Source organism: Flavobacteriales bacterium (assembly GCA_020635395.1).
Classification (GTDB): domain Bacteria; phylum Bacteroidota; class Bacteroidia; order NS11-12g; family UBA9320; genus UBA987.
The window spans coordinates 98,447-123,657 of record JACJZV010000002.1; the positions used below are offsets into that span (position 1 = coordinate 98,447).

At 39.0% G+C, this 25,211-nt stretch carries 22 protein-coding genes; 11 read left to right on the forward strand and 11 right to left on the reverse strand.

Annotation, left to right across the window (positions count from 1 at the left end):
* Window positions 1-93 precede the first annotated feature (93 nt).
* The 5 genes from H6607_06705 to H6607_06725 all read left to right on the forward strand — a co-directional run bounded on the left by H6607_06705 (window position 94) and on the right by H6607_06725 (window position 3,505).
* Window positions 94-1,143 carry a hypothetical protein gene (locus H6607_06705; GenBank protein ID MCB9262047.1) on the forward strand — a complete coding sequence of 350 codons (1,050 nt, stop codon included), beginning with the start codon at window positions 94-96 and terminating at the stop codon, window positions 1,141-1,143.
* Between the two features lie 81 nt (window positions 1,144-1,224).
* Complete coding sequence (locus H6607_06710) at window positions 1,225-2,094, forward strand: FtsX-like permease family protein (GenBank protein MCB9262048.1); 870 nt, start codon at window positions 1,225-1,227, stop codon at window positions 2,092-2,094.
* A 10-nt stretch (window positions 2,095-2,104) separates the two neighbouring features.
* On the forward strand, window positions 2,105-2,416 hold the full coding sequence (locus H6607_06715; GenBank protein MCB9262049.1) for a DUF3098 domain-containing protein: 312 nt from the start codon (window positions 2,105-2,107) through the stop codon (window positions 2,414-2,416).
* Entirely contained in the window at window positions 2,403-3,200 is a 798-nt protein-coding gene (locus tag H6607_06720; GenBank protein ID MCB9262050.1) for an undecaprenyl-diphosphate phosphatase, read from the forward strand. The genes H6607_06715 and H6607_06720 overlap by 14 nt, the downstream gene beginning before the upstream one ends.
* A 71-nt stretch (window positions 3,201-3,271) precedes the next feature.
* Window positions 3,272-3,505 (forward strand): hypothetical protein, encoded by a 234-nt coding sequence (locus H6607_06725; protein MCB9262051.1) that lies wholly within the window; start codon window positions 3,272-3,274, stop codon window positions 3,503-3,505.
* Between the two features lie 162 nt (window positions 3,506-3,667).
* On the opposite strand, the gene H6607_06730 is transcribed toward H6607_06725, so the two are convergent.
* Genes H6607_06730 through H6607_06740 form a run of 3 tightly spaced genes read right to left on the reverse strand, consistent with a single transcriptional unit; the run spans window position 3,668 to window position 5,654 of the window.
* Window positions 3,668-4,678, reverse strand: a complete 1,011-nt coding sequence (locus H6607_06730; protein ID MCB9262052.1) for a DUF3078 domain-containing protein — start codon at window positions 4,676-4,678, stop codon at window positions 3,668-3,670.
* Window positions 4,679-4,728: 50 nt separating this feature from the next.
* Window positions 4,729-5,226 carry an acetyl-CoA carboxylase biotin carboxyl carrier protein subunit gene (locus H6607_06735; GenBank protein ID MCB9262053.1) on the reverse strand — a complete coding sequence of 166 codons (498 nt, stop codon included), beginning with the start codon at window positions 5,224-5,226 and terminating at the stop codon, window positions 4,729-4,731.
* A gap of 14 nt (window positions 5,227-5,240) precedes the next feature.
* On the reverse strand, window positions 5,241-5,654 hold the full coding sequence (locus H6607_06740; GenBank protein MCB9262054.1) for a 6-carboxytetrahydropterin synthase: 414 nt from the start codon (window positions 5,652-5,654) through the stop codon (window positions 5,241-5,243).
* 214 nt (window positions 5,655-5,868) lie between these two features.
* Here H6607_06740 and H6607_06745 point away from each other — a divergent pair, with 214 nt between their 5' ends.
* Window positions 5,869-7,998: a M3 family metallopeptidase gene (locus H6607_06745; protein ID MCB9262055.1), complete on the forward strand. Its 2,130-nt coding sequence runs from the start codon at window positions 5,869-5,871 to the stop codon at window positions 7,996-7,998.
* Window positions 7,999-8,078: 80 nt separating this feature from the next.
* The gene (locus tag H6607_06750) at window positions 8,079-8,402 is read left to right on the forward strand and encodes a nucleotide pyrophosphohydrolase (protein MCB9262056.1); all 324 of its coding nucleotides are present in this window, start codon (window positions 8,079-8,081) and stop codon (window positions 8,400-8,402) included.
* A gap of 26 nt (window positions 8,403-8,428) precedes the next feature.
* Here H6607_06750 and H6607_06755 read toward each other — a convergent pair whose 3' ends face one another.
* Complete coding sequence (locus H6607_06755) at window positions 8,429-9,718, reverse strand: citrate synthase (protein MCB9262057.1); 1,290 nt, start codon at window positions 9,716-9,718, stop codon at window positions 8,429-8,431.
* Window positions 9,719-10,021: 303 nt separating this feature from the next.
* On the opposite strand from H6607_06755, the gene H6607_06760 reads away from it, so the two are divergent.
* Window positions 10,022-10,687: a hypothetical protein gene (locus H6607_06760; protein MCB9262058.1), complete on the forward strand. Its 666-nt coding sequence runs from the start codon at window positions 10,022-10,024 to the stop codon at window positions 10,685-10,687.
* Between the two features lie 63 nt (window positions 10,688-10,750).
* Window positions 10,751-11,461, forward strand: coding sequence for a hypothetical protein (locus tag H6607_06765; protein MCB9262059.1), 711 nt, complete (start codon window positions 10,751-10,753; stop codon window positions 11,459-11,461).
* Window positions 11,462-11,467: 6 nt separating this feature from the next.
* On the opposite strand, the gene H6607_06770 is transcribed toward H6607_06765, so the two are convergent.
* Genes H6607_06770 through H6607_06780 form a run of 3 tightly spaced genes read right to left on the reverse strand, consistent with a single transcriptional unit; the run spans window position 11,468 to window position 13,797 of the window.
* Window positions 11,468-11,731, reverse strand: coding sequence for a hypothetical protein (locus tag H6607_06770; GenBank protein ID MCB9262060.1), 264 nt, complete (start codon window positions 11,729-11,731; stop codon window positions 11,468-11,470).
* 3 nt (window positions 11,732-11,734) lie between these two features.
* Window positions 11,735-12,835, reverse strand: a complete 1,101-nt coding sequence (locus H6607_06775) for a glycosyltransferase (protein MCB9262061.1) — start codon at window positions 12,833-12,835, stop codon at window positions 11,735-11,737.
* Window positions 12,832-13,797, reverse strand: coding sequence for a flippase-like domain-containing protein (locus tag H6607_06780; GenBank protein ID MCB9262062.1), 966 nt, complete (start codon window positions 13,795-13,797; stop codon window positions 12,832-12,834). The genes H6607_06775 and H6607_06780 overlap by 4 nt, the downstream gene beginning before the upstream one ends.
* Before the next feature lie 20 nt (window positions 13,798-13,817).
* Here H6607_06780 and ruvC point away from each other — a divergent pair, with 20 nt between their 5' ends.
* On the forward strand, window positions 13,818-14,396 hold the full coding sequence (gene ruvC / locus H6607_06785; GenBank protein MCB9262063.1) for a crossover junction endodeoxyribonuclease RuvC: 579 nt from the start codon (window positions 13,818-13,820) through the stop codon (window positions 14,394-14,396).
* Between the two features lie 170 nt (window positions 14,397-14,566).
* On the forward strand, window positions 14,567-19,099 hold the full coding sequence (locus H6607_06790; GenBank protein ID MCB9262064.1) for a T9SS type A sorting domain-containing protein: 4,533 nt from the start codon (window positions 14,567-14,569) through the stop codon (window positions 19,097-19,099).
* Between the two features lie 91 nt (window positions 19,100-19,190).
* On the opposite strand, the gene H6607_06795 is transcribed toward H6607_06790, so the two are convergent.
* The 4 genes from H6607_06795 to H6607_06810 all read right to left on the reverse strand — a co-directional run bounded on the left by H6607_06795 (window position 19,191) and on the right by H6607_06810 (window position 25,187).
* Entirely contained in the window at window positions 19,191-19,589 is a 399-nt protein-coding gene (locus H6607_06795) for an HIT family protein (GenBank protein ID MCB9262065.1), read from the reverse strand.
* Window positions 19,589-20,062, reverse strand: a complete 474-nt coding sequence (gene greA / locus H6607_06800; GenBank protein MCB9262066.1) for a transcription elongation factor GreA — start codon at window positions 20,060-20,062, stop codon at window positions 19,589-19,591. Before greA ends, H6607_06795 begins: the two co-directional genes overlap by 1 nt.
* Before the next feature lie 107 nt (window positions 20,063-20,169).
* On the reverse strand, window positions 20,170-21,252 hold the full coding sequence (locus H6607_06805) for a PorV/PorQ family protein (protein MCB9262067.1): 1,083 nt from the start codon (window positions 21,250-21,252) through the stop codon (window positions 20,170-20,172).
* A gap of 26 nt (window positions 21,253-21,278) precedes the next feature.
* Window positions 21,279-25,187: a T9SS type A sorting domain-containing protein gene (locus H6607_06810; GenBank protein ID MCB9262068.1), complete on the reverse strand. Its 3,909-nt coding sequence runs from the start codon at window positions 25,185-25,187 to the stop codon at window positions 21,279-21,281.
* Window positions 25,188-25,211 lie beyond the last annotated feature (24 nt).

A 25,211-nucleotide genomic window follows, 5' to 3' on the forward strand; every position in this document is an offset into this window, starting at 1 on the left:
ATTTTCTACGGTTTGCTTCGGGCCAACTTTGCCTCAACAAAATGTATGATTATGAACACTAAAAAATTATTTTTCGCAACATGTTTGGCCTGTTTGTCTTTTCTATCAATCGCCCAATCAAAATCAGTAGCTATTGTAAATGTCAACTCCAATCTCGAAACGTTTACCGAGAACCAATTGACTGATTTTCTTCAGCTTTTTACAGAGTATAATTTGCCCGAATACACGCCAAAAAACAATGCTATCGTGGCCAGTATCATTGATAAACAGGGCATTATAAAAAGAGCCTGCAACGATGAGGTTTGTATGAGAAAAGTGTGTGCTGCCACCTCAAGCGATTTTGCTCTGTCCGGTTCATTGAATAGGTTGGCGGGCAGCATTTATGGCTCATTGCAATTGGTTTCGGCCAATGAAAATATCCAATCCAAAACGGCACGCATTGAGTTTGTTGACCAACCCTTAAAAGCAGATGTAATGCTAAAATTGCTTGCTCAAAAATTATTTGGATTGCCCATTGATAATGGCATTCTTCAAAGTTTGACCGACCCAAAAGTGATGGCCAACCAATACAACACCGAACAAAAATATCTCGACCTATCCGGGCCACGATTTGGTATGGCATTTTTTGGTGGCGAGGCTGCTTCGGTGTTAAAAGCCAGCCGCAACAATGGCGGTTATGATGCCTCCGCCAATATGTTTATGTTTGGCTATCAGTTTGAAACACAGTATTTGAGCGGCAGCAATATGCAGGGTTTAATCGAGTTTATACCACAAATTACCGGACTCGATCAAAGTCTGTTTTTGCCCAGTTTATCTGTTTTGAACGGTATAAGAGATAGCCGTTCCGGTTTTGAATTTGGCTTTGGCCCTACAGTTTCTTTTACCAAAAAAGCCAACAAATATTTTGACGAGCAATCTCAAACTTGGGTAAGACCAGCTGATGTTGCAAACGTAAACAACCTGCCAACCGAATTAAAATTAGATAGTAGAGGCTCTGTTTATGGGCAAGCCAACTTGGTATTTGCCTTTGGCAAATCTTTCAGAAGTGGCGATATGAACCTGCCATTAAACGTGTTTGCGGTGCCAAACGGCAAAAACACCCGATGGGGCTTTTCGTTGGGGTATAATTTGGCAAAACCTTGACGAAAACGGTCACTTCTTGAAATTTTGAGTCCGCTCATAAAATGTGTGTAAAAAAAGTATGCACCATCTATCTTTGCCACGTTGAAACGAAAAAACAATCTTAGAGAATTTTCGGCAACCCTCAGCATTGTGATGGTGCTGGTGGTGATTGGGCTGTTTGGCCTGCTCATCATTCAAAGTCAAAAACTGCTGAACTATTATCATGAAAACGTTCCGGTTTACATTTATTTTGAAAATTCTATCCCAGAACAAAAATTGATTGAAAAAGCCAAAGAGCTGGAAAAACTTCCGCACGTGGCCTCAACAAAATATTTGAACGGCGATGAAGAAGCAATAAAATTTAAGGAGGTTTTTCAGCAAGATTTTATTGAAGGATTAGGTTTTAACCCCATACCATCCAGCATTGAAGTGAGCTTAAAACCGCAACAACTCGAGGGATCATTCGATGCTGCCATCGAACAATTCAAAAAAATAGAAGGAGTAAACGATGTACAGTTTAATCCAGATTTGATAAATCAGATAAATCAAATCAAAAAAAAGGCAGGTATTTCGTTAATAGCCATTGCACTATTGCTACTGATTGTTTCGCTTATCCTTGTCAATAATGCCATAAAGTTAGAAGTTTATGCCCGACGCTTTACCATTAAAAGCATGCAGCTTATTGGTGCCACACAGTGGTTTATTATACGTCCCTTTGTTTTAAAATCATTAATCATTACCCTGATAAGTGCTGTGTTGGCCATCATCATAATTTGGCCGGCCAATTCTGTTCTGGCCAATTTGCTAAATACCCAAGACCAAATAACCAGCTCACCAATTTATCACACCGATTTTAAAATTTATTCCATTTTATTTGCAGTAATATTGCTGATAGGGCTTTGCATTGTGGTGCCAAGCACCTACTTTGCAACCAAAAAATATTTACGATTAAAAATTGAAGATTTATATTAATTGAACAGATATGTCGAGCAAAAAAAACAAACAAAAAGATGCCGTTTCCAAAACAAATTTGCACCAGTTAAAATTTGCTTTTTCGAAAGAAAACTATAAATGGATGCTGATTGGTTTGGCCATCATTACTCTTGGTTTTGTGTTAATGGCCGGCAATACAGACGATGTATATAATGGCACAAAATTGTTTGACGGCACCATTAGTTTTAGCAGCACCATCAAAATAACCATCGCTCCATTGGTAGTTTTGGCCGGATTTGCCGTTGAGGTATATGCTATTTTCAAAAAATCCGATTTAGACAATACCAATGAGCCTGATTGAGGCCATTATTATTGGCATTGTTCAAGGTCTTACCGAATTTTTGCCCGTCAGCAGCAGCGGCCATATCGAGTTGGCTAAAGCCGTTTTAAATGCCCAAATAGACGACGATTTACTTTTTACCGTTTTTCTTCATGCAGCCACAGCCCTTAGCACCATTGTGGTTTTTAGGCAAGATATTCTCCAAATTTTTAGAGGCATTTTATCTTTTAAATGGGATGAAGAAACCCGTTTCGCATGGTTTGTAGTTCTTTCCATGATTCCTGCCGCTATTGTGGGTCTAAAATGGAAAGATGAAATAGAAACTTTTTTTAATGGAAACATTTTATTTGTTTCAATAATGCTTCTGGTTACGGGCCTGATTCTGTTTATTTCAGACAAAATAAAAATCAACAAAAACGAAGAAATAAGCGGCACAAAAGCCCTGATAATGGGCATTGTGCAAGCCATTGCCATTTTGCCCGGCATTAGCCGCAGCGGCAGTACCATTGTGACAGGTGTTTTTTTGGGAATGAACCGAAGCAAAGCAGCTCGATTTTCCTTTTTAATGGTTTTACCCCTTATTTTGGGCGTGGCCGCCAAAAGTTTGCTCGATTATTTTGAACAGTCTGAAGCCAGCCAACAAACCATTCCGTTGTTTGAACTGTCAATGGGTTTTGTGGCAGCGTTTATTACAGGTTTGTTTGCCATAAAATGGATGATAAAACTGGTAGAAAAAAGTCAATTAACATGGTTTGCACTGTATTGTTTCATAATAGGTATTGTAGGTATCTTCTTTTCATTTTAATACTGTCGTTTGGGCAACAGCTTAAAGCCCAAAATATAGTGGAATGTGACACTTCAACATCTGGCAAAAAGGTGACATGCTTAGAAAAAGACAGCACCGGATATATCTTGGCCATTCGCAAGTACAAAAACAACCAAAAGCACGGCACGTGGCAAGTATTTGAAAAGGAAGGCTGGATAAAAGAACGATACGTATATAAAAACGACCGTTTAAAATGGCAACTTTTCTACCGTGAAGGTAAATTAGTGCGAAGCATCAATAAAAACGGGAAAATCAAGAATTTTAAAGGCTGTGGGTGTACTTAGAGCCAATTTCCTTAAATAGCTCTGCTATTATGGTCAATTTTGCCTTGTTTGGAATAAAATAATTCCAAATTAGTTTTCAATTCGGAAATCATAAACAGGCTCTTAAATAAAGAGTCCCGATTCGCCTGCGGCGAATCGGGACTCTTTAAATCATAATTTCTCTTAAAACTTATAGCTAAACCCTACACCAAACAATTCTTTAAATTGTGTTCTAGGTCCTACTTTTCCGGGTTGCCCTTCAGGGTCAAACTCTATTCGAGTATCGTCGTCATATTTTACATGACCAAATAGTGTCATACCCAAATATTTATTCAACTTCCAGTCAAAGCGGGTTTGCCAGTCAACATCAATATTCCTTCTGTTTGGCCTATTCAAATCTGTAAAGTTGTTAAAAAGCTCTAAGCTGCTTCTTACGCCAATATTTTTTACAATTGCCTTGTTTTGATATATAAAAGAGGTTAATGCCCCAAACTCCCCTCTTCTATTAGCATTGACACTGGTGGTAGGAATGTACAAATGCATGGCTGCAATGCTGTCATCGTTTACAAATGTCCATTTCCCTGCTGCTGGAGAGATATACATTGACAAATATTTATTGGGTTTATAATCTATTCCAACAGAAAATTTTAGATATGCTGGTGCCATAAATCTTGAAAGAACCGGACGGTTTTCGTCGGGATTGGCAAAATCAAAACCTTCGGCAAACTGGCTTTCAAATCGGGCAATACTTGCCCAACTCAATTTGTCGGTTGCTCTACGCCCAACTTTTGTTTGAAAATCAATTTTATCCTCGTTCTTTCTTACGCTTTCTCCTTTATTTCTCAATAATCCATAGGCCAAATCAAGGTTGTTGTCCCATGTCCATTTGCCGTATTTATAGTTGGCAAAAGCGTTTCCTAATGCCGCAACCGAAATAGCATTAACCCCTCCCAAGGACCAGTTCGTAAAAGAACCTTGGTTAAAATTGACCGCCAACAGATTTCCTTTTTCCCATTTTACAATGGGTTTAAGTGCTTCTACCTCTGCGGCTATCTGGTTCACTTTTGCCTGTGCCTCGGCCAATTTTGCCTTAGCGGCTTCCAATTCTTTTTCTTTTTGTTCTAAAGTTGGGTCTTGTGCAAAAACACTCAAACCCAAAACCATCAATAATGCTGTGATAAATTTCTTCTTCATTCTACGTACACTTTGCGGCAAAACTATATTAATTTTTGAAATCGAAACCATTACGAAAATTTCACCAAAACCGCATTTTTATCAACCTTTTGTTGAGTCTTTACCTCAATAGAGGCAACCATGGCATCGCATGGAGAGGCAATGACGTTTTCCATTTTCATGGCTTCCAACACCATCAAAGGTTGGTCTTTCTTAATCTCTTCCCCCACTTCTACCATTATATTCAATACCAAACCAGGCATTGGTGATTTTACTTCCGACACTTTTTGTGTGGTTGATTTATCCATACCCATGCTTTTGAGGAGTAGGTCAAAATTGTCCTCTATAGCCACCACATACCTTTTATGATTGATGGTCATGGCCACGGTTTTATCGTTTCTAATCACCTCAATCTCACTCAACTCGAATGATTTATTATTGAGCAACACATGATAATTTCCGTTTGGAAGTGGTTTTATGTCAAAATCCACCTTACTGTGGTTCATCAAAGTTTGGTCATTTTTATCTATTTCAAATTGTTGACTATTGTTAACGGTAGCTCTATACATTTTTATGATTTCAATTACAATTCTTCACCAAAATATTCAACATAGTTATTGTGTGTTTCCCACAGCTTTATCCTGTGCAGTTTTCCACCAGTTATTTGAGGCTCCAACTGCTCCCAAATGCCAATGGCAATATTCTCAATAGAAGCCAATTTGCCCGCCATCCATGGCACATCCATGTTTATGTTTTTATGGTCGAGCTGTTCGATAACACTGTTTTGAATAATGTCTCTCAGTTTTTTCAAATCCAAAATAAAACCCGTTTCAGGGTCGGGAGTACCTTTTATGGTAACATACAAATCAAAATTATGTCCATGCCAATTTTTATTGGCACATTTTCCATAAACCGCTTCATTTTGTTCTTCACTCCAGTGGGGATTAAACAATTTATGAGCTGCATTAAAATGCTCCTTTCGCGTTATATAAACCAGTTTTTTCGACATTGCGGCAAAGATAGTTGATTCGTGGATTTGTTGATTCTTGGATTTGCACGAAAGGAAACAAGCAACATGTACAGAAGAGTACATACCAAACATCCGTCATTCAGAGCGAAGCGATGAATCTCACTTTTTAGTAATTCGTATAATATTTCTTACGTCCTACATCCGCAAAAAACTTCTACCTTCGAGCAAAATTTTGACAAATATGAAATTCTCACATATCAGTGTTATCGCAACTATTTCAGTATTTCTTTTTTCGTGTAATTCTAAAAAAAACGTCAAGACAATGGAATCAACAGAAAACAATAACCCCTTTTTTCAGAATAGCTCGTTGCAGTATCAGGCACCCGAGTTTGACAAAATTAAAGATGAACATTTTGAGCCGGCATTTAAAAAAGGCTTGGCCGAACAACTGATTGAAATTGAAAACATTGCCAACTCCACAGAGGCAGCTACGTTTAAAAACACCATTTTGGCATTAGAAACCAGTGGCCGAATTTTAAATCGAGCAACCATGGTTTTTTATAATCTCACCAGTGCCAACACCAACGACAGCCTTCAGGCATTAGAGGAAAAATATGCCCCCATTTTTGCAGCCCACCACGATAAAATTTACCTCAATTCAAAACTATTTGAGCGGGTTAAAACCGTATATGAAAATAGAAATAATGCAAACTTAGAATCAGAAGACATCCGACTAACGGAATATTATTATCAGAATTTTGAAATAGCCGGAGCCAATCTTTCGGAGGAAAAAAAGGGCGATTTAAAACGTATCAACGAACAACTTGCCAGTCTTGAAACCGCTTTTAGCAACAAACTTTTAGCTGCCCGCAAAAACGGAGCACTGATAATTGATGATGTAAAGGAACTTGACGGAATGAGTGCCGACGAAATTGCGGCCGCCGCCAAAGATGCCGAAGATGCCGGCCACAAAGGCAAATATTTGTTGGCATTGCAAAACACGACGCAACAACCATTGCTTCAAAATTTAACAAACCGTGCAACCCGTGAAAAATTATATAAAGCCAGTTGGGAAAGAGCCGACAAAGGCAACAACGACGACACGAGAGCCACGATTCAGGAAATTGCCAAACTTCGATTGCAAAAGGCTCAATTGCTCGGCAAAACTAATTTCGCCGAATGGAAACTGCAAGATCAAATGGCCAAAGACCCACAAAATGCACTTAACTTATTGTCGAAATTGGCCGCCCCTGCGGTGAATAAAGCCAAAACGGAAGCATCTGAAATTCAAAAAATGATAGATGCAGAAAAAAGTGGTTTTAAATTAGAACCATGGGATTGGAATTTTTACGCCGAAAAAGTACGGAAAGCAAAATACGACCTTGACGAGTCGGAAATCAAACCTTATTTTGAGGTGCGTACGGTGTTAGAAAAAGGCGTTTTCTATGCTGCCGAGCAGTTGTATGGCATTAGTTTTAAAGTGAGAACCGATTTGCCTGTTTACCATCCGGATGTGGTGGCATACGAGGTTTTTGATAAAGACGGCAGCTCCATTGCCCTGTATTACCTCGATTTTTATACCCGCGATAACAAAAGCGGCGGTGCATGGATGAACAATTTTGTAAACCAATCACATCATTTGGGTCAAAAGCCGGTTATCACAAACGTGTTCAACTACCAAAAACCTGCCAATGGCAAACCTTCGTTAATCAGTTTTGATGATGTAACCACCATGTTTCATGAATTTGGCCATAGCATTCATGGCATTTTTGCCAATCAAAAATACGAAAGTCTTTCCGGTACCAGCGTTCCACGAGATTTTGTAGAGTTCCCCTCTCAAATAAATGAGCATTGGGCTATGAACGAAAAAGTGTTGAACAACTACGCGTTGCACTATAAAACAAAACAACCAATTCCAGCTGAACTTGTTCAAAAAATAAAGAACGCAGGTAATTTTAACGGTGGATATTCAATGACCGAATTAGTGGCCGCCGCCACCCTCGATTTGGCGTGGCACACCGTTGCAAATGCCGACAAACTTGTGGCTGCCAATGATTTTGAAAAAGCAGCTTTAGAAAGCTACGGTCTGTATTTGCCTTATGTGCCACCACGCTACCATTCTTCCTATTTTTTACATATTTGGGCTAATGGATATTCGGCAGGATATTATGCCTACATGTGGTCAGAAATGTTGGATTTCGACTGTTTCCAATGGTTTGAAGACAACGGTGGCCTTACCCGCGAAAACGGCGACAAATTCCGTCAGCACATCCTATCGGTGGGCAATAGCATTGATTTAAACGAATCCTTCAAAGCACTAACTGGTCATGAACCTACCATAAAACCGTTGCTGAAAGCAAAAGGGTTTTAGGCAAAAAGGTAGCGTCGCAATGCATTGCGGCTCTACCTTTTTGCATTGCGACTCTGCACTATTTCCCCTACCTTCGCTCTATGACAATTGCAGAAGCTCAGCGACAGGTAGATGATTGGATAAAAACCATTGGTGTTCGGTATTTTAACGAATTGACCAATACCGCCATTTTGATGGAAGAAGTGGGCGAAGTAGCCCGCATTATGGCTCGTGTCTATGGCGAACAATCATCAAAAGACAGCGATTTGGCAAAAAACTTGCCCGACGAAATGGCTGATGTGCTTTTTGTGCTAATCTGCCTTGCCAACCAAACGGGAATAGATTTAACCGAGGCTCTTACTAAAAATATCGAAAAGAAAACTCAACGAGATTTTAATCGGCACAAAAGCAATCCGAAACTATAATATTAGTAAACGTAGCGAAAACGACCTTATTTTCGGTCGCCCATGTCGGTAAACGAACGCAACGTTGGCCCTGTATAAATTTGCCGTGGACGACCGATTGGGTCTTTGTGGTCACGCATTTCTTTCCATTGGGCAATCCAACCCGGTAGGCGACCAAGAGCAAAAAGTACAGTAAACATTTCCACAGGGAAGCCCATAGCTCTGTAAATTATTCCAGAATAGAAGTCAACATTCGGGAACAATTTTCTTTCAGCAAAGTATGGATCGGCCAAAGCCGTTTCTTCCAGCCTTTTTGCAATGTCTAACACAGGGTCGTGTACGCCCAATTTGTTCAAAATATCATCGCACGATTTTTTGATAATCAATGCACGAGGGTCGTAGTTTTTATAAACTCTATGCCCAAATCCCATCAACCGGAATGGGTCGTTTTTATCTTTTGCTTTATTGATGTATTTTTCGGCATCGCCACCATCTTCTCTAATGGCTTCCAACATTTCTATAACTTGCTGGTTGGCACCACCATGCAATGGCCCCCAAAGAGCGGCCACACCGGCAGAGATACAAGCATACAAGTTTGAGTGCGATGAACCCACCATTCTAACCGTAGAGGCTGAACAGTTTTGCTCGTGGTCGGCATGCAAAATCAACAGTTTATTCATGGCTTCAACAAATACCGGATCAATTTCGTAATCTTCGGTAATGTTCTTAAAAGTCATGTTTAAGAAATTGGAAACATAATCCAAATTGTTTTTGGGATAAATAATGGGATGCCCTTTTGCCTTTTTGTGCAGCATTGCTACAATAGTTGGCATTTTGGCAATCAATCGGCGGATGGTTCTAAACTGATCTTCTTCGCTCAAATTTGGATTGAGTGATTCAGGATAAAATGAAGAAAGTGAGGATATCATGGCTGTAAGCTGCCCCATCGGGTGCGAGCCTGTGGGCCATGCTTTAAAGATGTTCTCCATATCTTCGTTTACCAATGTATGGTGACGAATTTGGTAATCCCAATCCTCATATTCTGCCTTTGTGGGCAGTTCGCCATTAATTAGCAAATAGGCCACTTCTAAAAACGATGCTTTAGAGGCCAATTCTTCGATTGAGTATCCTCGGTGTCTTAAAATTCCCGCTTCTCCATCTAAATAGGTAACATTGCTAACGGTACTTCCCGTGTTTTTAAAACCCACGTCAAGCGTTATAGCTCCGGTTACGTTTCGAAGTTCGGATATATCAATACCAACTTCATTCTCTGAACCAACTATTAATGGGAGCTCTACTTCTTTACCTTGAAACGTAATTCGGGCTGTTTCTGACATCTAATTTTACTTTATCTTTTCGACGGGCGAAATTACTTTTTTTTGAAGATTTTTTTCGACACAAAAGCTGAAATGTTTCCAACATCCAAAAATGGCAAAAAATTACACACAATTAGCTGATAATCAATTGGTTGCAAAATTGTCATTCTATTGTAAATTCGTTTTTAAAGACATAGTTGTAAGTTCTTGGTAAAAGATGCCATTTAAAACTAAAATAAGTTTGCAAAATCTTATCGCTGCGGTGCAAATTTCTTTTTTTGGATAACTTTGTCAAGTATTTAAAATTCTGACATGGGCAGCAAGATGGACTTAATTTTAAACGGGCTTAATCATAAGGCCGACTTAAAACAACGGATTTATAAAAACTCATTAGAAATTTTTGAGCAATTTAAAACCGCTGCCCAAGAAATAGCGGGCAAACTCGCACCTGAGGTTTTGACCAAAAATTCGGCTGTAGAAGTTATTGTAAACGATTTTGGTCAATTCGAATTTCACCTAAAATTTTCGGGAGACACCATTGTTTTCATACTGCACACCAATGTTTTCACTTTTCCACCCGAGCATTTAATGATGAAATCGAAATACATAAAAGAGAATGAAGATAGGGGCTATTTTGCCATGATTCAGATTTATAATTTTTTGAGTGATTCCATCAAATACAACCGATTAGCAGATCCGGGCTATTTATTGGCACGTTTTTTTGTAAACATCGAAGATAGATTTTATGTCGAAGGGAAGCGGCAATTGGCATTTTTATATAAAGAACCCGGCAAGCATCTGGTATCAAAGGAAAGTATTGATGCCATTATTGAGCAATGCATGTTGTATTGCTTAGATTTTGATTTGTTTGTGCCGCCGGCAGAAAACTTTAGCCAAATAACCATTGAACAAAAAAATTATTTCAACAACCCATCAGGACTGGCCACCGGCAAAAGGCTCGGTTTTGACATTACCAATAGAGCAAATTAAATGAAAGCTGTTTTAAAATTTTCCTTTTTAGTCATGACGATTTTTGCATTTGCAAGTTGTCAAATGAGGTATGGAAACATTCCAAGAACCAATAGATTGTTATCTCATAATCAACCATCAAAACCTTTGGGCGGGCATTATGTTAAACCAAAATCGGTAGAGGCCGCATCTATCTCTGAACAACCCACTGAGACAGGCAAGAATCAGCCAAAAATGCCAAAAGCAGATAGTCAACAATCGGCAACAAATCCGCTGCCCAAAAAGGTTACATCCGTAATAAAAGAAATTCCTACTATCGTTGCCTCAACACATCAAAACAAGCCTTTTGTTACCGAAACTGACTCTACCAAAAATGACATTTCAGCTAAACCTCAAAACAAAAAAAAGATTTCCGGTTCTGCCATTGGATTATTTTCGGTGGCGGCACTCCTTAATTTAATGTTTATTGTAAACGGAACTTATGGTTTGATGGGATTTGTGGCACTAACCTTTTTAGGTTTGGTTATTCTAATCTATTTAATCAGCCAACTAATTACCAATATAAACGACAATACACCACTTCGACCCAGTAGAAGAAAAATAATGGGTAAATCGCAAGAATCGGCTCTGCGATTTGTTCAGTTAAGCCTTATTCTGATGCTTTCTTGCTATACTTTGGCATTGGTTTTTTCTATTTTATGGATAGATGGTCTAGTGGCTTTGTTTGGTGTGCTTGGTTTTATTGCTATGATTTCTTTCCTCATTTCCGGATTGGTGTACCTTTTCTCCTATTAGCGAAATTTAAACCAATTGCAAGGCTTTTAATCCTTTGGCAGTAATTTGATATCTATAATCTCCCATAAAATCAGAATCATAGCCCAAACTTCGCACCCAATCTCCTTTTTCGTTTGGCAACATCGGCGAAACCATTTCGTCGTGCAACAAAGTTTTAAGCACATCGCCAATAATGTGTTTTCCGGCTTTTATTCGGCACTCCTCCACAATATTTTCAAAATTTTCGGGAAACAACAATTGTTCTAAAACCGCTTTTGCCAATTCATCCATTTTCTATTTTTTATAGATTCTTCCTTTCCATTGAATTGAGGTAAACTTGCTGCTCACACCAATCAAAACCACATAAATAGGGTGCAACACACTGGCTATCCAAACTTTTTTCAGCAGTATTCTTTCTTTAAAAAAAGGCAATATGTTTTTGAAGAATAAATAGTCGGCCACGAACTTTACAATAAAAGCCAAAATTGCGGCTTTCCAGCCTCCAAACAATGCACCAATTATAACCAAAAAGAAAAACATATAGCACACCATCAAGGCCAACAACCAATCGTGACGGGGGTTGTTTAGCTGCAACCTAGTTTTTCCTGCCCACCTCAATCGTTGCCTTATAAATTCTTCAAATGATTGTGGTTGGCCAGTTTGCACCAACGCTTCTTCCGATTTGCACACGCCTATAGGTTGTGCGGCAATGGCTAATTTTTCAAGCAAAAAAACATCGTCTCCCCCAACAATTTGTTCATTGCCTACATATCCATTAACCTGCAAAAATGCCGACTTTCGAAACATCATATTTGCCCCGTTGGCAAGTGTGGGTCGGGTTTTGTTAATGGAAGAAAAACCCAAAACAATCAAACTCAAAAAGTCCAGCTGAGAGAGTTTTTTCCACCATGAATTCGATTCAACAAATTTTACCGGCCCCGACACAAACGATTTTTCGATGGCATTTTTTCGCATCGTTTCTACCCAGGTTGGTGGCAAAATGCAATCGGCATCGGTCGAGAGTATTAAATCTGTGTTGGCCGCCGAAACTGCCGATGTCACGCCAGCCTTTTTTCCCTCAAGTCCCAAATTGGCAATCGAAATATGTTGTGATTGGATGTGTGTATTTCTCAAAAAATCATCCACAATTTGAGCAGATTTGTCGATTGAGTGATCATTAACAAAAATGATATTCAACTCAGACTGCGGAATCGATTGGGTTTTCAAACCATTAATTAAGATAGGCAGGTTTTGCTCCTCGTTTCTAAAGACCACCACTACTGTTACCGGTTCATTGTTTTCAACAGAAATAGTTTCAATCGAATTCCATGACCGAACTATTCTATTTAAAACAGCGGCGTACAAAACGGAAATAATTAGAACCAACCAACTCATGTCAACGATATTTTTGTTTTTATCAAAAGAATCATTCCAATGATGCCAGGTAAAACCAAATTTATAAACCAGATAATGAACGACACCAAAATGACATCGGATGAGGATAAACTCTGGCTGAACAGCGTGGTCAAAATATATCCACGAACTCCCACTTCGCCCAGGGCAACAGTCGGAATTAAGGTTTGTATGTAGTAATAAACCGGAATAAGCAGGACAAATTTAAAATCGGTAAAGCCTCCAAAATGATAGAGTAGAAAGCCTAATTGGAAGGAGAAAACCGAATATCGCAACAAAGAAAGCCCGTAAATGGTGGTCAATGTCTTGCGTTCAAATTGGTCGAATGAATCGATAAAGTGATTGTATCTGTTTAAAAATAAGGCTTTCGAAAGTCCTTTTTTAGCTAATTGCGGCATAAAGTAATACGCCACAATTCCAACCAAAACAGTTGAAAAGGCAGCAATTTTTGCCATTACCAAACGGCCATCATCTATAAACAACGAACCAAAATAAACCACAAATGCCCCACCAATAGTAATGGTGACCGCCAACTGAGCCATACTTGCCACCATACTGGACGAAACAGCTTCTTGTCTTTTTCTGATGGGTACTGCCGTCATTCTCCCCACAAACTCACCAACTCCATTAATGGTAAATAAACCAACCGCCACCCCCATCAATGTTCCTTTGAATGCTTTTGGCAAGCTCATTGAGCCAAATTTGGCAAAGAGTATTTTCCATTTTATCGACTCCAGTAGCCAATTGATTGGCATTAGCAAAAGCACAATTGCTACTACCCACCATTTTTGTGCAATCAATTCTTTATAATCTTCCACCATAGCCACGGCATCCCGTTTTACAAATATTTCGTTTATCAGAAAAATAAAAGCAAAAACCGTAACAAGCCATTTGGCATACCTTATCCACACAGTTTGCTTTGGCCGATTACCTTTTTCCGACAATTTGAAACTACCTTTGACCAATGGCAAATAAGCTGTTAGATACCGACTTCGATAAAATTATTCTTGGCATAGACCCGGGTACAAATATAATGGGCTATGGCATTTTAGGTTGTACAAAAAAGTCGTTTCAGCTTATAAGTATGGGCATTATATCTCTAAATAAGTACGACTCGCATGCTTTAAGGCTCAAAAAAATTTTTGAGCGAGTTTTGAGTTTGATAGACAGCTACCACCCAGATGAAATGGCTCTTGAAGCACCTTTTTATGGAAAAAATGTACAGAGCATGCTCAAACTTGGCAGGGCACAAGGTGTGGCTATGGCAGCCGGATTGCACCGCGAGTTACCCATATTTGAATATGCACCAAAACGCATAAAACAAAGCATAACGGGCAATGGCAATGCCAGTAAAGAGCAGGTGGCCTCGATGCTTCAAACCCTCCTTAAGTTTGAGAGCATACCCCAAAACCTCGATGCCACCGACGGAATGGCTGCGGCAGTCTGTCATTTTTTTCAAAATGGAAGCAACCAAGTTTCTGAAACGAAGAGCTATGGCAGTTGGTCATCGTTTGTGAGCGATAACCCGAAGAGGGTGAAATGAAGATTCCATTTTTGAATCTACGTTTTGTTCAATATTTTTTCTTCAAATGTTAATTTACTAAAAAGATTTTATATTTGTGACCAACAAGTGTACACTAATTAAACTAACTGGGTAAGCCGAAAACCAGTCCAAACTAATAGAGTAGGCCAAATTTTATTTATTTTTTTTTCATGATTAAGCACACTAAATACGTGGTGACATCATTGTTTTTGATGTTCACGTTTCTCGCATTCGGTCAATCACCGAACTATTCCAATGATTGGCAAAACAACACAGATTATTTTGGCGGGTATCAATTACTTGTTGATGACGAGCATCATTCGTATGCAATTGGAGTTAATGAAGTATCTAACAATGGATATCTGACGATTAAACATTATGATTCGAAAGGTACTTTAGTTAATACTTTAGAATCGCCCAATCATTTGGGTTCTTCTACAAATCCAATAATTGTCAATCATTATATTTATTTAATATCGCAGAAGGCAAAGGGTTTTGGATTTGATGTTCTTCGTTTTCATCGAAATAAAAAATTACCAGAAATAATTTTGAGCTTTGCAGACTTTTCTCAAGGCAGTTCTGCAGGACAATTATCAATAGAAAACAACAGACTATACTTTAATTTGAAGAAAAACAATCTTCCTGTATTAAAAAGTTGCAAATTGGATGGTTCAGACGTAAAAACATTTTCAGCTCTACACGCGTCCAACAAGGCATTTGAATCTAAATTCACATTTAAAGAAAATGGAGATGTCATTTTTGCATACGGAGCTGGTGATCAGTACGGAAACCCCCAACTTTTTGTCAAGCTATTAAATAGAAACACTTTATCGACAATAAGCAGTATTCAGCAGTCAATTTCTAGTACTGCTACTTTTCATCCAGGACACCTCATATACGACAACAATGAAGTCTTTATATCTGGGGATATAAATGACGGTTCACCTAAACTAAGAAAAATTCATATTTGGAAGTTTCATTTTAACGTAAGTGCAAATATAATCTTTGACCAAAATCAAGTTTACTTTAAGCAGCCTAGTTTTGGTGGCAAGGATTTCGAAACTCGGGAAATGGACATGGTTTTGGAGGGTTCGTATTTATATCTCTCCGCCTATTGCGACGCAGGACTTGGTGCATCGGGAGGAAGTTCTTCTCAATTCAAAGAAGTCATCGAAATTCTTCAAGTTAATAGGTCAACCCTTGCCACATCTGCCAATGAGATATACTCCATTATTGAAAATACTCAATGGAGTGGCTATGATTTCCGAAGACCCTTAGCCATTGGACAAAACTCATACATATTTCATTTTTACACTTACCATGGGGCTACTTCATATCAGGCAGAATATCAATCAGAACTAAATGGTTTTGATTTAAACATTACAAACAGTCAAAATTTAACAATCAACACTTCTAACGCCGTAAATGAAGACTACGTGTCGCAAGACTTAATAGCCAAAGACTGTTATGTTTACTCATTAACTAATATATCCCATGGCTATGGACACGAAGAATCCATAATTACCCGTCACGTAGATCAAACATGCCTCCCAAATCCATCGTGTTTCGTAGATGCAGAATTCGTGTTCGAGCAGGAAAAGCTGAATTTAACCATCACACCTGACGAGACGTTAAACGAATTTACAACGGTGCAATCCTATTCTCTTTCAATGGGAGATGGCACCACTTATAGCACTCAAGATTTTGCAGGAGATGCAATTACCCACGAATATGCAAATCCCGGAGTTTATGAAGTTTGTCTAACTGTCGTTGGCGTATTGGCTGACGGCACAACATGCACAGATGTGATATGCAAGACCATTGAAATAAAATGTTATGACCAAGGACCATGTCGAAATACATTTACCCGTCGTTTTGACCATAGAGTTAACAATCTGTCTGACCATTCTCAGTATTGTCTAACAGACGATGAAGAAATAATTGTTGCTCACGGAAGACAGCTAAATCCTTTTGAATATCAAATAATGGTCTCTAAGTTAGATAAAAGTGGAAATTTAATGTGGTCTTTTCTCTATAAAGACCCAAACACAATTGCCTCTTATAATTCCATAGGATATTATGAAGCCCAAGATGTTATAGAGCTTTCAAATTCCGAAATCGTAGTTACAGGAATAACGAAGGTCCAAAACGGCATTCATATAAACAATTACGTTCCCTTCTTTTTAAAACTTGATGCCCACGGAGGCTTTATAAGCTATAGGACATACGACAATGGAGCACAAACGAATAGTGCTATTATAAAAGAAATGAACATTTCTGTAGCTAACCAACTCTACTTAATGACATCAACAAGCAATGAAGTAATTTTTAGTGAAATAACTTACGATGGAGATGTCATTCAGCAAGAAAGTCATGAAATATTGGCCAATCAAGCAGGAATAAGCCTAATAGACAATATTGTTCAGAATAATGGAACAACCTCTGCAGAAATTACCCTCTTGGGAAATAAAAGAATGTTGGATAATTCATCCGTCCCGTTTTTAATGACATTTAATTCAGCATGTAATCTATTAAACTTCAAAGAATACACCTCTATCGAACCCCCTTCTACGAAAATCATCAATGGAATTACATATACCAAACAGCCAAGTTTATTAGCAAAACGAATCATTACACTTCCAAATAGCACTCATGCAATTATTGGTCAATCTGGCAGAATGATAAACCCCAATAGGTCTTCCGATGAATATATTGATGGGTTCCTTTATGTTGTAGATAATACTTTAGAATTGCTTCCGAACATATCGCACTCATATCAAATTCCTGTTGGAAGCAGTAGAAATCAGCTTGACTTTAATGCAGTTACCATAACACCCAACTCCATTTTGATTGGAGGGGCGTATGGAACTATAGGCCAATCCGTTGATCCCCCTCAAATGCCTCTTAATATCGAATTGGATCTAAACAATCCTCTTCAAATAATAAAATCTCTTGCTTTTCCAAAAGTAAAAACGGGACTATTCTTGAACACAAAAACAACATCCATCGCAGTTTTGAGCGACCAATCAATTCTAAACCTTGGGTATGAAAAAGTAAACACCTTAGGCGGGAAAAGTGTCCCATTTTTATTTAGGACGAATGAAGTCGGTTTGAGTTGTAGTTATGACAATACCTACCAAATTATCGTACATTCGGATGAGCTACTTGTCTCTCAAATGAATAGCACTAGTTCAATTGGACAAAACGTAAGTTCAACCCAATCAAGCCTAGTTAGAACTAATATGTGCAATCTTGAATTGGAGGATGTAAGTTGTGATACCAAATGCAATTCCTCAAGCTGTGAATGGTTCAACCCAGTTCTCGATTTTAACATTCTCAAATGTCTTGGTTCTAATGCCAATGTTGACAATATTGTTACAGTTAGCATAACGCAGCCATCATGGAATTATCTTGATGAATATCATATCCAAATTGATGGGAATGAGTTCATGGAGCCTGTAAGTGGTTATTTTCCAGACATCCCATTTCAAGGAATTTCAGAGGGTTGGCACAATGCGTGCGTGACTATTGTTGACCCAACTAGTGGTTGTTTTAAAACCATTTGTAAAGATTTTTACTATGAACCTTATGAAGTAGTAAATGAGACACATACGATTCCATGCACCTTTGAAAGTTCTATCCCTTTATTCGAGTTTAATCCTTGCGAGCATTATCCTTTTGCAACAGATTATGCAATTAAGCAATCAAATACTAACGAATATTTTTGGGACACGAGACTGGTAAATCAAGATTGTATGACTCACCCATTATTCTCGGGCAGTTACGAAATCGATTTATATGATGAGAATGGGTGTAATTATAAAAAGGTAATTCTTACAGTCGAATCAACCCCGGTTAGTCAATTAAATTCAAACGATAATTTAATTGTACCATGCGGAAGCAGTATTGACCTAAACAGTCATTTCTTGAACTTCTTCCAAAATTTTCCAATTAACATTAATCTTCCCGAGTTCTTCGAATGGAAAAGGGCGAGCAACAATGAAATCGTGCCGAATGGAACAATTGACAATATAGTTTCAGGTGGCAACTTTGTTCTTACCATAGAAGACCCAAACAATTGCACCCGATTGGTTTATACTGTTACTATTGAAGTTCAGAAAACCTTGCATCAATTAACAAAATATATGAATTGTTCAGAAAATTCATCGTGTGCAACACTCACCTATGCTGAGATGAAAAACTTTTTTCAAACAGAATACCCTGGATGTTATCAATATCCGGCAACCAATGTCACCGAAACCATGAGAGTTGAAAATTCAACAAATCCAGCAGATTGGTTTGTTCTGCCACCCGGATCAAACATGTGGGCTTGCGATAATGATAAATTCACCTTTTACGATGCTCATTCATGTTGCATATTTGAAGTCACTTTCCGGTGTTTCAATGGAACTGAACCCCTCAAAAAATCGAATATAGAAGGCGAAATTACAATGACATCCGCACCAAATCCGACGAACAGTTCTGTCGAAATAAGTATTAACGTAAATAATTGGCAGGGAGAAGAGAATGGGAGTATTAGTGTGGTTAACGATAAAGGTCAGATTATTCAGCAAATAAATAATCATAGCATATACCACCCATTACTTTTAAATCTTGGACAATACAATTCTGGACTCTATTTTATTATTTATAAAATTGGAGAGGTAACCTTAACTAGTAGAATTATGGTTGTGTCCGAATAACAATATAGATAAATAAAAGAAAAATAACCCCTTCGTTAATTGAAGGGGTTATTTTTTTTATCAGGTAAGAACTTGACTTACCTAATGTAACTCAACCTTCAAAATTCACCCGAATCTTCTCCGCAATTTCTTCCATTTCTTCCGCCTCAATCTTCAATTTGGGTTGAGAAAAATCGATGTCGGCAACAGATTGAATTGGCACTAAATGGATATGTGTATGAGGAACTTCCAGCCCAATAACGGCAACACCAATGCGTTTGCAAGGGATGGCCTTTTCAATAGCCTTTGCCACTTGTTTAGAAAAAAGATGCAGACCACTTAGCAGGTCGTCCTCCATATTAAAAATGTAGTCAATTTCTTTTTTGGGAATGACGAGTGTGTGTCCTTTTCGCAACGGAAAAACATCCAAAAAAGCCAAATAATCATCCGTTTCGGCAATTTTATAACAAGGTATTTCCCCTGAAACGATTTTACTAAAAATGCTGGCCATTAGGCGGTAATTTCAAGAATTTCAAATGGTATCACTCCGGCAGGAACCTGCACTTCAGCCATATCTCCGACCTTTTTACCCATCAAACCTGCACCAATGGGCGATTTTATGGAAATTTTTCCTTCTTTTAGATTGGCTTCCTTTTCGGCCACAATGGTATAAACAACTTCTTTATTTATTTTTTTATTCATGACCCGCACTTTGCTCAAAATTCCCACTTTGCTCAAATCTAAATCCGCGGTGTCAAGTATGCGAGAATTGGCAAGCGTATCTTCCAACTTAGAAATTTTTAATTCCATAAGACTCTGAGCTTCTTTGGCTGCATCGTATTCTGCATTCTCCGACAAATCCCCTTTGTCTCTTGCCTCTGCTATTTGAGCCGAAATGCGTGGCCGCTCCACCATTTTCAACTGCTCGATTTCCTTTTTAAGATTCTCGTATCCTTCACGAGACATATAATTTATTGCCGACATAGCTTCTAAATTTATTGAATCCTCGATTTATTTAAAAAAACATTGCATCGGCTTTGGACCGATGCAATGTTGTGCAAAGATATTATTTTTTTGCCTTTTCTAAATCATTAGTTTATGCCAACCCGCACACCAATGGCATGACAACCTCCAAATGGGTTGCTTTGACGGAATGAATAATCAACAGAGAATGTGTTATCGTTGTTGCTACTCATTGGCAAATCAACTGAAAAACCACCTACTAAACCTGTTAAAGCAGTTGTTCGTTCACTGGCTTTAAAGATACCTTTTTCATAAGCATATCCAGCCCGTAGTGAAATCAACTCTTTGTAGGTATATTCCATACCAGCAGTCAATTGATTTCTGGTATAGGCATTTGAAGTGAACGTAAGAGCAGGAGTCAACTTATGGAAATACGTCTCATTCGTATTGTCTAAACGTACGTCATAAGAGGCACCAATGTTGATTAACGTTGGCAAACCCAACCCTGCAGTTCTGAGCAAAAAAGATTGCTGAACCCCGTTGTTTGGGTTGGTAGCTTTAAACGTAACACCATCTCCGCTGTATCTCGCATCTGGCCCAACATTTTTCATGCTTATACCAAATTTGATGTCGTTCTTTTTGTTTTTGTCGTTTGGATTTGAACTGGCCGTATATTGAATACCGGCATCAATAGCAACACCAGTTAAACTGGCGTTTGGTATTGACTCTGAATGCACTTTTACCATTACCCCACCGGAAATAGTGGTAGTAAAAAGCTTAGAATAAGCAATACCAATATTTGTGTGTCTTGGATTGATGTATCCCAAACCACCATTCGGTTGGTTGACCGTTGTCACCTCAATATCTCCCAAATCTGTGGTCATCACCGAAAAGGCAATAACATCTTCACTTTGCAGTTTTTGAGCAAACCCAAAGGCATTGATTTTTACTCCTGAACCCATCAACCAATTGGTATTTGAAAAGCCGATTTCGGTTCCTTTGGTATAGGCCAAACCTCCAATATTAAGAAAGGTGCCTTGTAGTCCCCGCACGCTGCTCATAGATGCCCATCCCATTCCGCTGGTTTGAGCCCAGGGGTTAATCAATAATTGTTGTGCACCCGCCTGACCAATCCTGTCCGGATTTCCGGCAATGGCCGAACCCACCGCCACCGCTGCCAATACCACTGATATATATATTTTCTTTATCATCTTTATCAAATCAATTACGTTAAACCTTAAAATGAGTCCAAATCCAATTCCCGAATAATACCCATCCATTTCACCACCTTCTCACCAAGATCACCGCCATCTATGTGAATGATGTAGGTTCCGCTGGCAATAGGCACTTTGGCACTATTTTTTAAGTCCCAAGTGTATTCGGTAGAGTTATCGTCCTTAACAATTCGTCGTACCAAAGAACCATCCAAAGTATATATTGAAATTTTACATTGTGGAGGAAGATTGATGATTTTCACCTTGTTCTCTACAGGGTTATTCTCGTACGCTGAGTTGGCCATGTAAGGATTAGGAACTAATTTAACCGTTTCTAATGCGTTTTTGCCCACATTGGCACTTTTCTCAGTATAAACCGAATTGGTATTGAACGAATATCTTGGATTGTATTTATTTTGATTTTCGTTGGTTGCATAATAACGGTATGGTTTAGACACTCTTATCTGGAATTTAACCTCGGTGGGAGGAACAGGCATTCCGTTGCCGTTGTATTCCATTTCATAGCCTCTTGCCATAAAAGCTGGCATAACCCACATAGCGTGGCTTAATACCTTTGAGTTTAGGTTCGTTTCATAACTACCAGTTCCATTCAAAATACTCAAATAAGTTCCACATTTGTCGTAGGAAACTCCTCCTGAAACATTAGGACTAATCGGAGTAGTACTGGTAGCAAACGTATCTGCGTCCATAATATATATATAATGGCGACCTCCAAATGCTGCATAAGGATATGAACCTAAACTATAGGGACTACTTTGATCGGTCGGATTCCATTTTAAATCACGCCCATTATTTAATCCTTGATACGAATCTTCTCCAAGAATAATATTCAGTCGTTGTCCGGTTTCCACATTAATGGCATATCCCGGAAACCAAGTCCTACCTTGCTCTGCCGCATTTTCCGTCCCATCTATATTTATAGAGTTGTGTTTTCTGATTTCAAATTTTTTAGCTCCACCTTGATTCAAAGCTGACTCCTCACCCAACTCCAACACAAGACATTGGGTCCATTTCGATTCATCAGGGGTGAAAACTAAGTCAATACTACTCACATTATCAAGATTTTGGAAAATATTGGGGTTTCTGCTTCCCTGAAATGCAACCCCTTGTGTTACCGAATAAGGATATTTAGGTTGAGGAGAAACGTTGCTTAACAAACTATAGGCTGTTAAACGATAGGGTGCAATTCGTCCATCCCAAATGTTTTCATACAATTCAAATTCATCTAAACCATTGCCACTTGTAGCAAAGAAATCGTGTTCGGAGTAATCTTTAGGACTAGCGTTATTACCAACTCTTCCAGAGCGAATCCAATTGTAGTAGCTAGCTCCATCAATATCAGGAATGGCCGTCAACCATTGTTTGCTATTATCTTCCCAAGCCACGTTCCAACTCAAAAATCCGTTTGTTTCGTCCACATCACCATGACCCGGGCCAACAACCTGCTTTAGGGTTACCGACATTCCCCAATCCAATAATTCATTTTCGGTGCTTCTTGCCGTAATCAATTGCTCATTTTCATAATCAATTGTATATTGAGAGAAAATAGTATCACCGCTAGTTTTATTAATCAATATCCAATTGGTTTGATCTGCAATAAGTCCTTGAAGTTTTGTTAATGCATTCACCTTAGCCGGATTCTCCAACAGCACCAATTCAAATTCCCCTTGTGGCACCTTTAGAGGATCCACTATTTTGATATTCACAGGTCCTTTACCAATTTCATACAATGGATTGTCAGATTTGCCATAAAGCAAAATCTCATTGATGGTTTCTTCAGTCAATTGAAGATCTAAGCCACCGTTCCCTCTACCTTCAAGTCTTCTCAACTGCGGTCCGTCTCCGTAGCCACCATGAGCCAACGTTCCTCCTCCTTCAATTTCGGTTTGATGTGGGGTTACACTAAACTGGGCAATTTTTCTTCCTGCCAGATATTCTTGGTCGCGGTGACCAGGCAATGCCGCGTATGATATAATCATAAAATAATAGGTTTTATGATTAACCAATTTCGAGTTACCATTTGTTGCAAAGGCATCTTCGGTTATCGATAGAGAATGAACCAAGCCCTTATTTGGTCCTTCCACCATCAATTTGGCTGCCGGTTCGCCTAAGTCTTCATCAAATGGTTTGTTTATTAATCGAGTAATACTATCCTTTATGTCACAAACAAATACCTGACGTGCTTTGTCAATATTTGTTAAATCACCCGTTCCTGCCGTTGCATCTGCGAGTTGATAAACTCGATACCCTTGAAAATGATAAATAACAGGCTTGCCATCCGAAATGGTCACTTCTTTATAATCTTCAATTCGCTTTGTGTCATTAAACATGATAACCACCTCTTCATCCAACTCCTGAGCTTCGATGGTCGGTGCATCCGGCCCGTCCAAAATATCAAAACAGTTATCAAACAATTCTTGAGCTTTTCTACTGGCAGCCTTGAGGATGTTTAATGAACCTGTGGCTCCTCCCGAATTGGCTTTAGCCCAAACAACGCCAACAGTAATTTTATTAACCGCTCCTTTTTTCAGAATAAAAGGGCCGGAAGTCTGTAAAAATCGTCGATCACCTTTGGTATTTCCTGCCAATTTTTCAGTCCAGTCATCAGTAAATTTTGGGTCAGTTGTACCAGGAAACATATAATCTGTACACACGCTACCACTATATCCATTGCCTCCTCTCTTCATACAGTCACCATTCTTCCAACGTCCTTTTAGATAGTTGTAGTAATGAACAGGTTGCTCAGGATTGCCGTGAAAAGTAAAATCGTTATCATAAAATACAAACTTCGACATACCCAACTCCAACAATGTATCTTTACCATTTATTGTAGTATCTCTTTTCGGTCCTTCAAAAAAGTCAACCCCAATTGAAGGGGGATTCAGTCCGTAGCCCAAAATACCTTCATCGTTATCATCCCCGTTGTAACAAAATCCCAGACTCAGCCCTACGTCACAGCCTACAAAGTCATCTGAATAGTTCCCCAAATCGGGGTCAACCCATTGGCCAAAGTAGGTGTTCTCCAAGTTTGAACCTCGATTAATAATTCGGGTCGTGTAAAAGGTCATGTTGTTTACCTCATCGTTTGTAGCAAACGCAAACGCAGTTGTCTGCAACTCCAAACCTTGAGATTGTGCTTGCGTTTCGGAGTGAATATTTCCCCTATCGTTATACACAAACCAAAGCATTTGATCCGGTTGATCTGTAGGTTTGTTTTTATCGCGTGCAATCGGCACTCCGCGGCACTCCGTTTGCAAAACAGGGTAATCTCCTTGAAACGGGTCGTAAATACCATTGCTGTCTTGATCGAAGAACGGTGCTAATTGGTCAGGTTCTCCTGCACCTCGTCCGTTGCCCGGCCAATTTTTAATGGATTCCGGAACAGAAATCAACGTTCCTTTTTCCCAGGCTTCGCGGTGTTTTTCAATATCCTCTCTATTTACCTTATAGATATTGTCGTAGGCATCGCATCTATCTTTATTGGTTGTACCCAAAACCGGATCAAGCGGTCCAGGAAAATAATCCGAACCACCTTGACGGTAGGTCATTGCGGCCAATTTAAGCACACCTTGATCTTCGCCACCAATCCATATAGCACCGGCAAAAAGCGAATTTTTTCGCACAGCGTTCAGGTCTTTCAACTTTGGAATTTCATAGCGGGCATTGTTCAAATCCCACCACATATCACCGCCGTTCAAAATACGAGTTCGTACGTTGTTTACATCCAAATCTGCCTGTGCCGAAGCCGGCTCGCAATCGGATGCGTATTTCATAAACTTGTTTTTTGACTGAGTTGAGCCATCCTGTCCTGTTTTGGTGGGCGATAGCTCTCCGACATTCTCTTTGGCCAAGGCACTTCCGCTAATGCAAGCGGCAAGAGCCAACAACCCTATTTTTCCTAACTTTTTCATAACTCTCCTTTCTTTTGTTTTTCT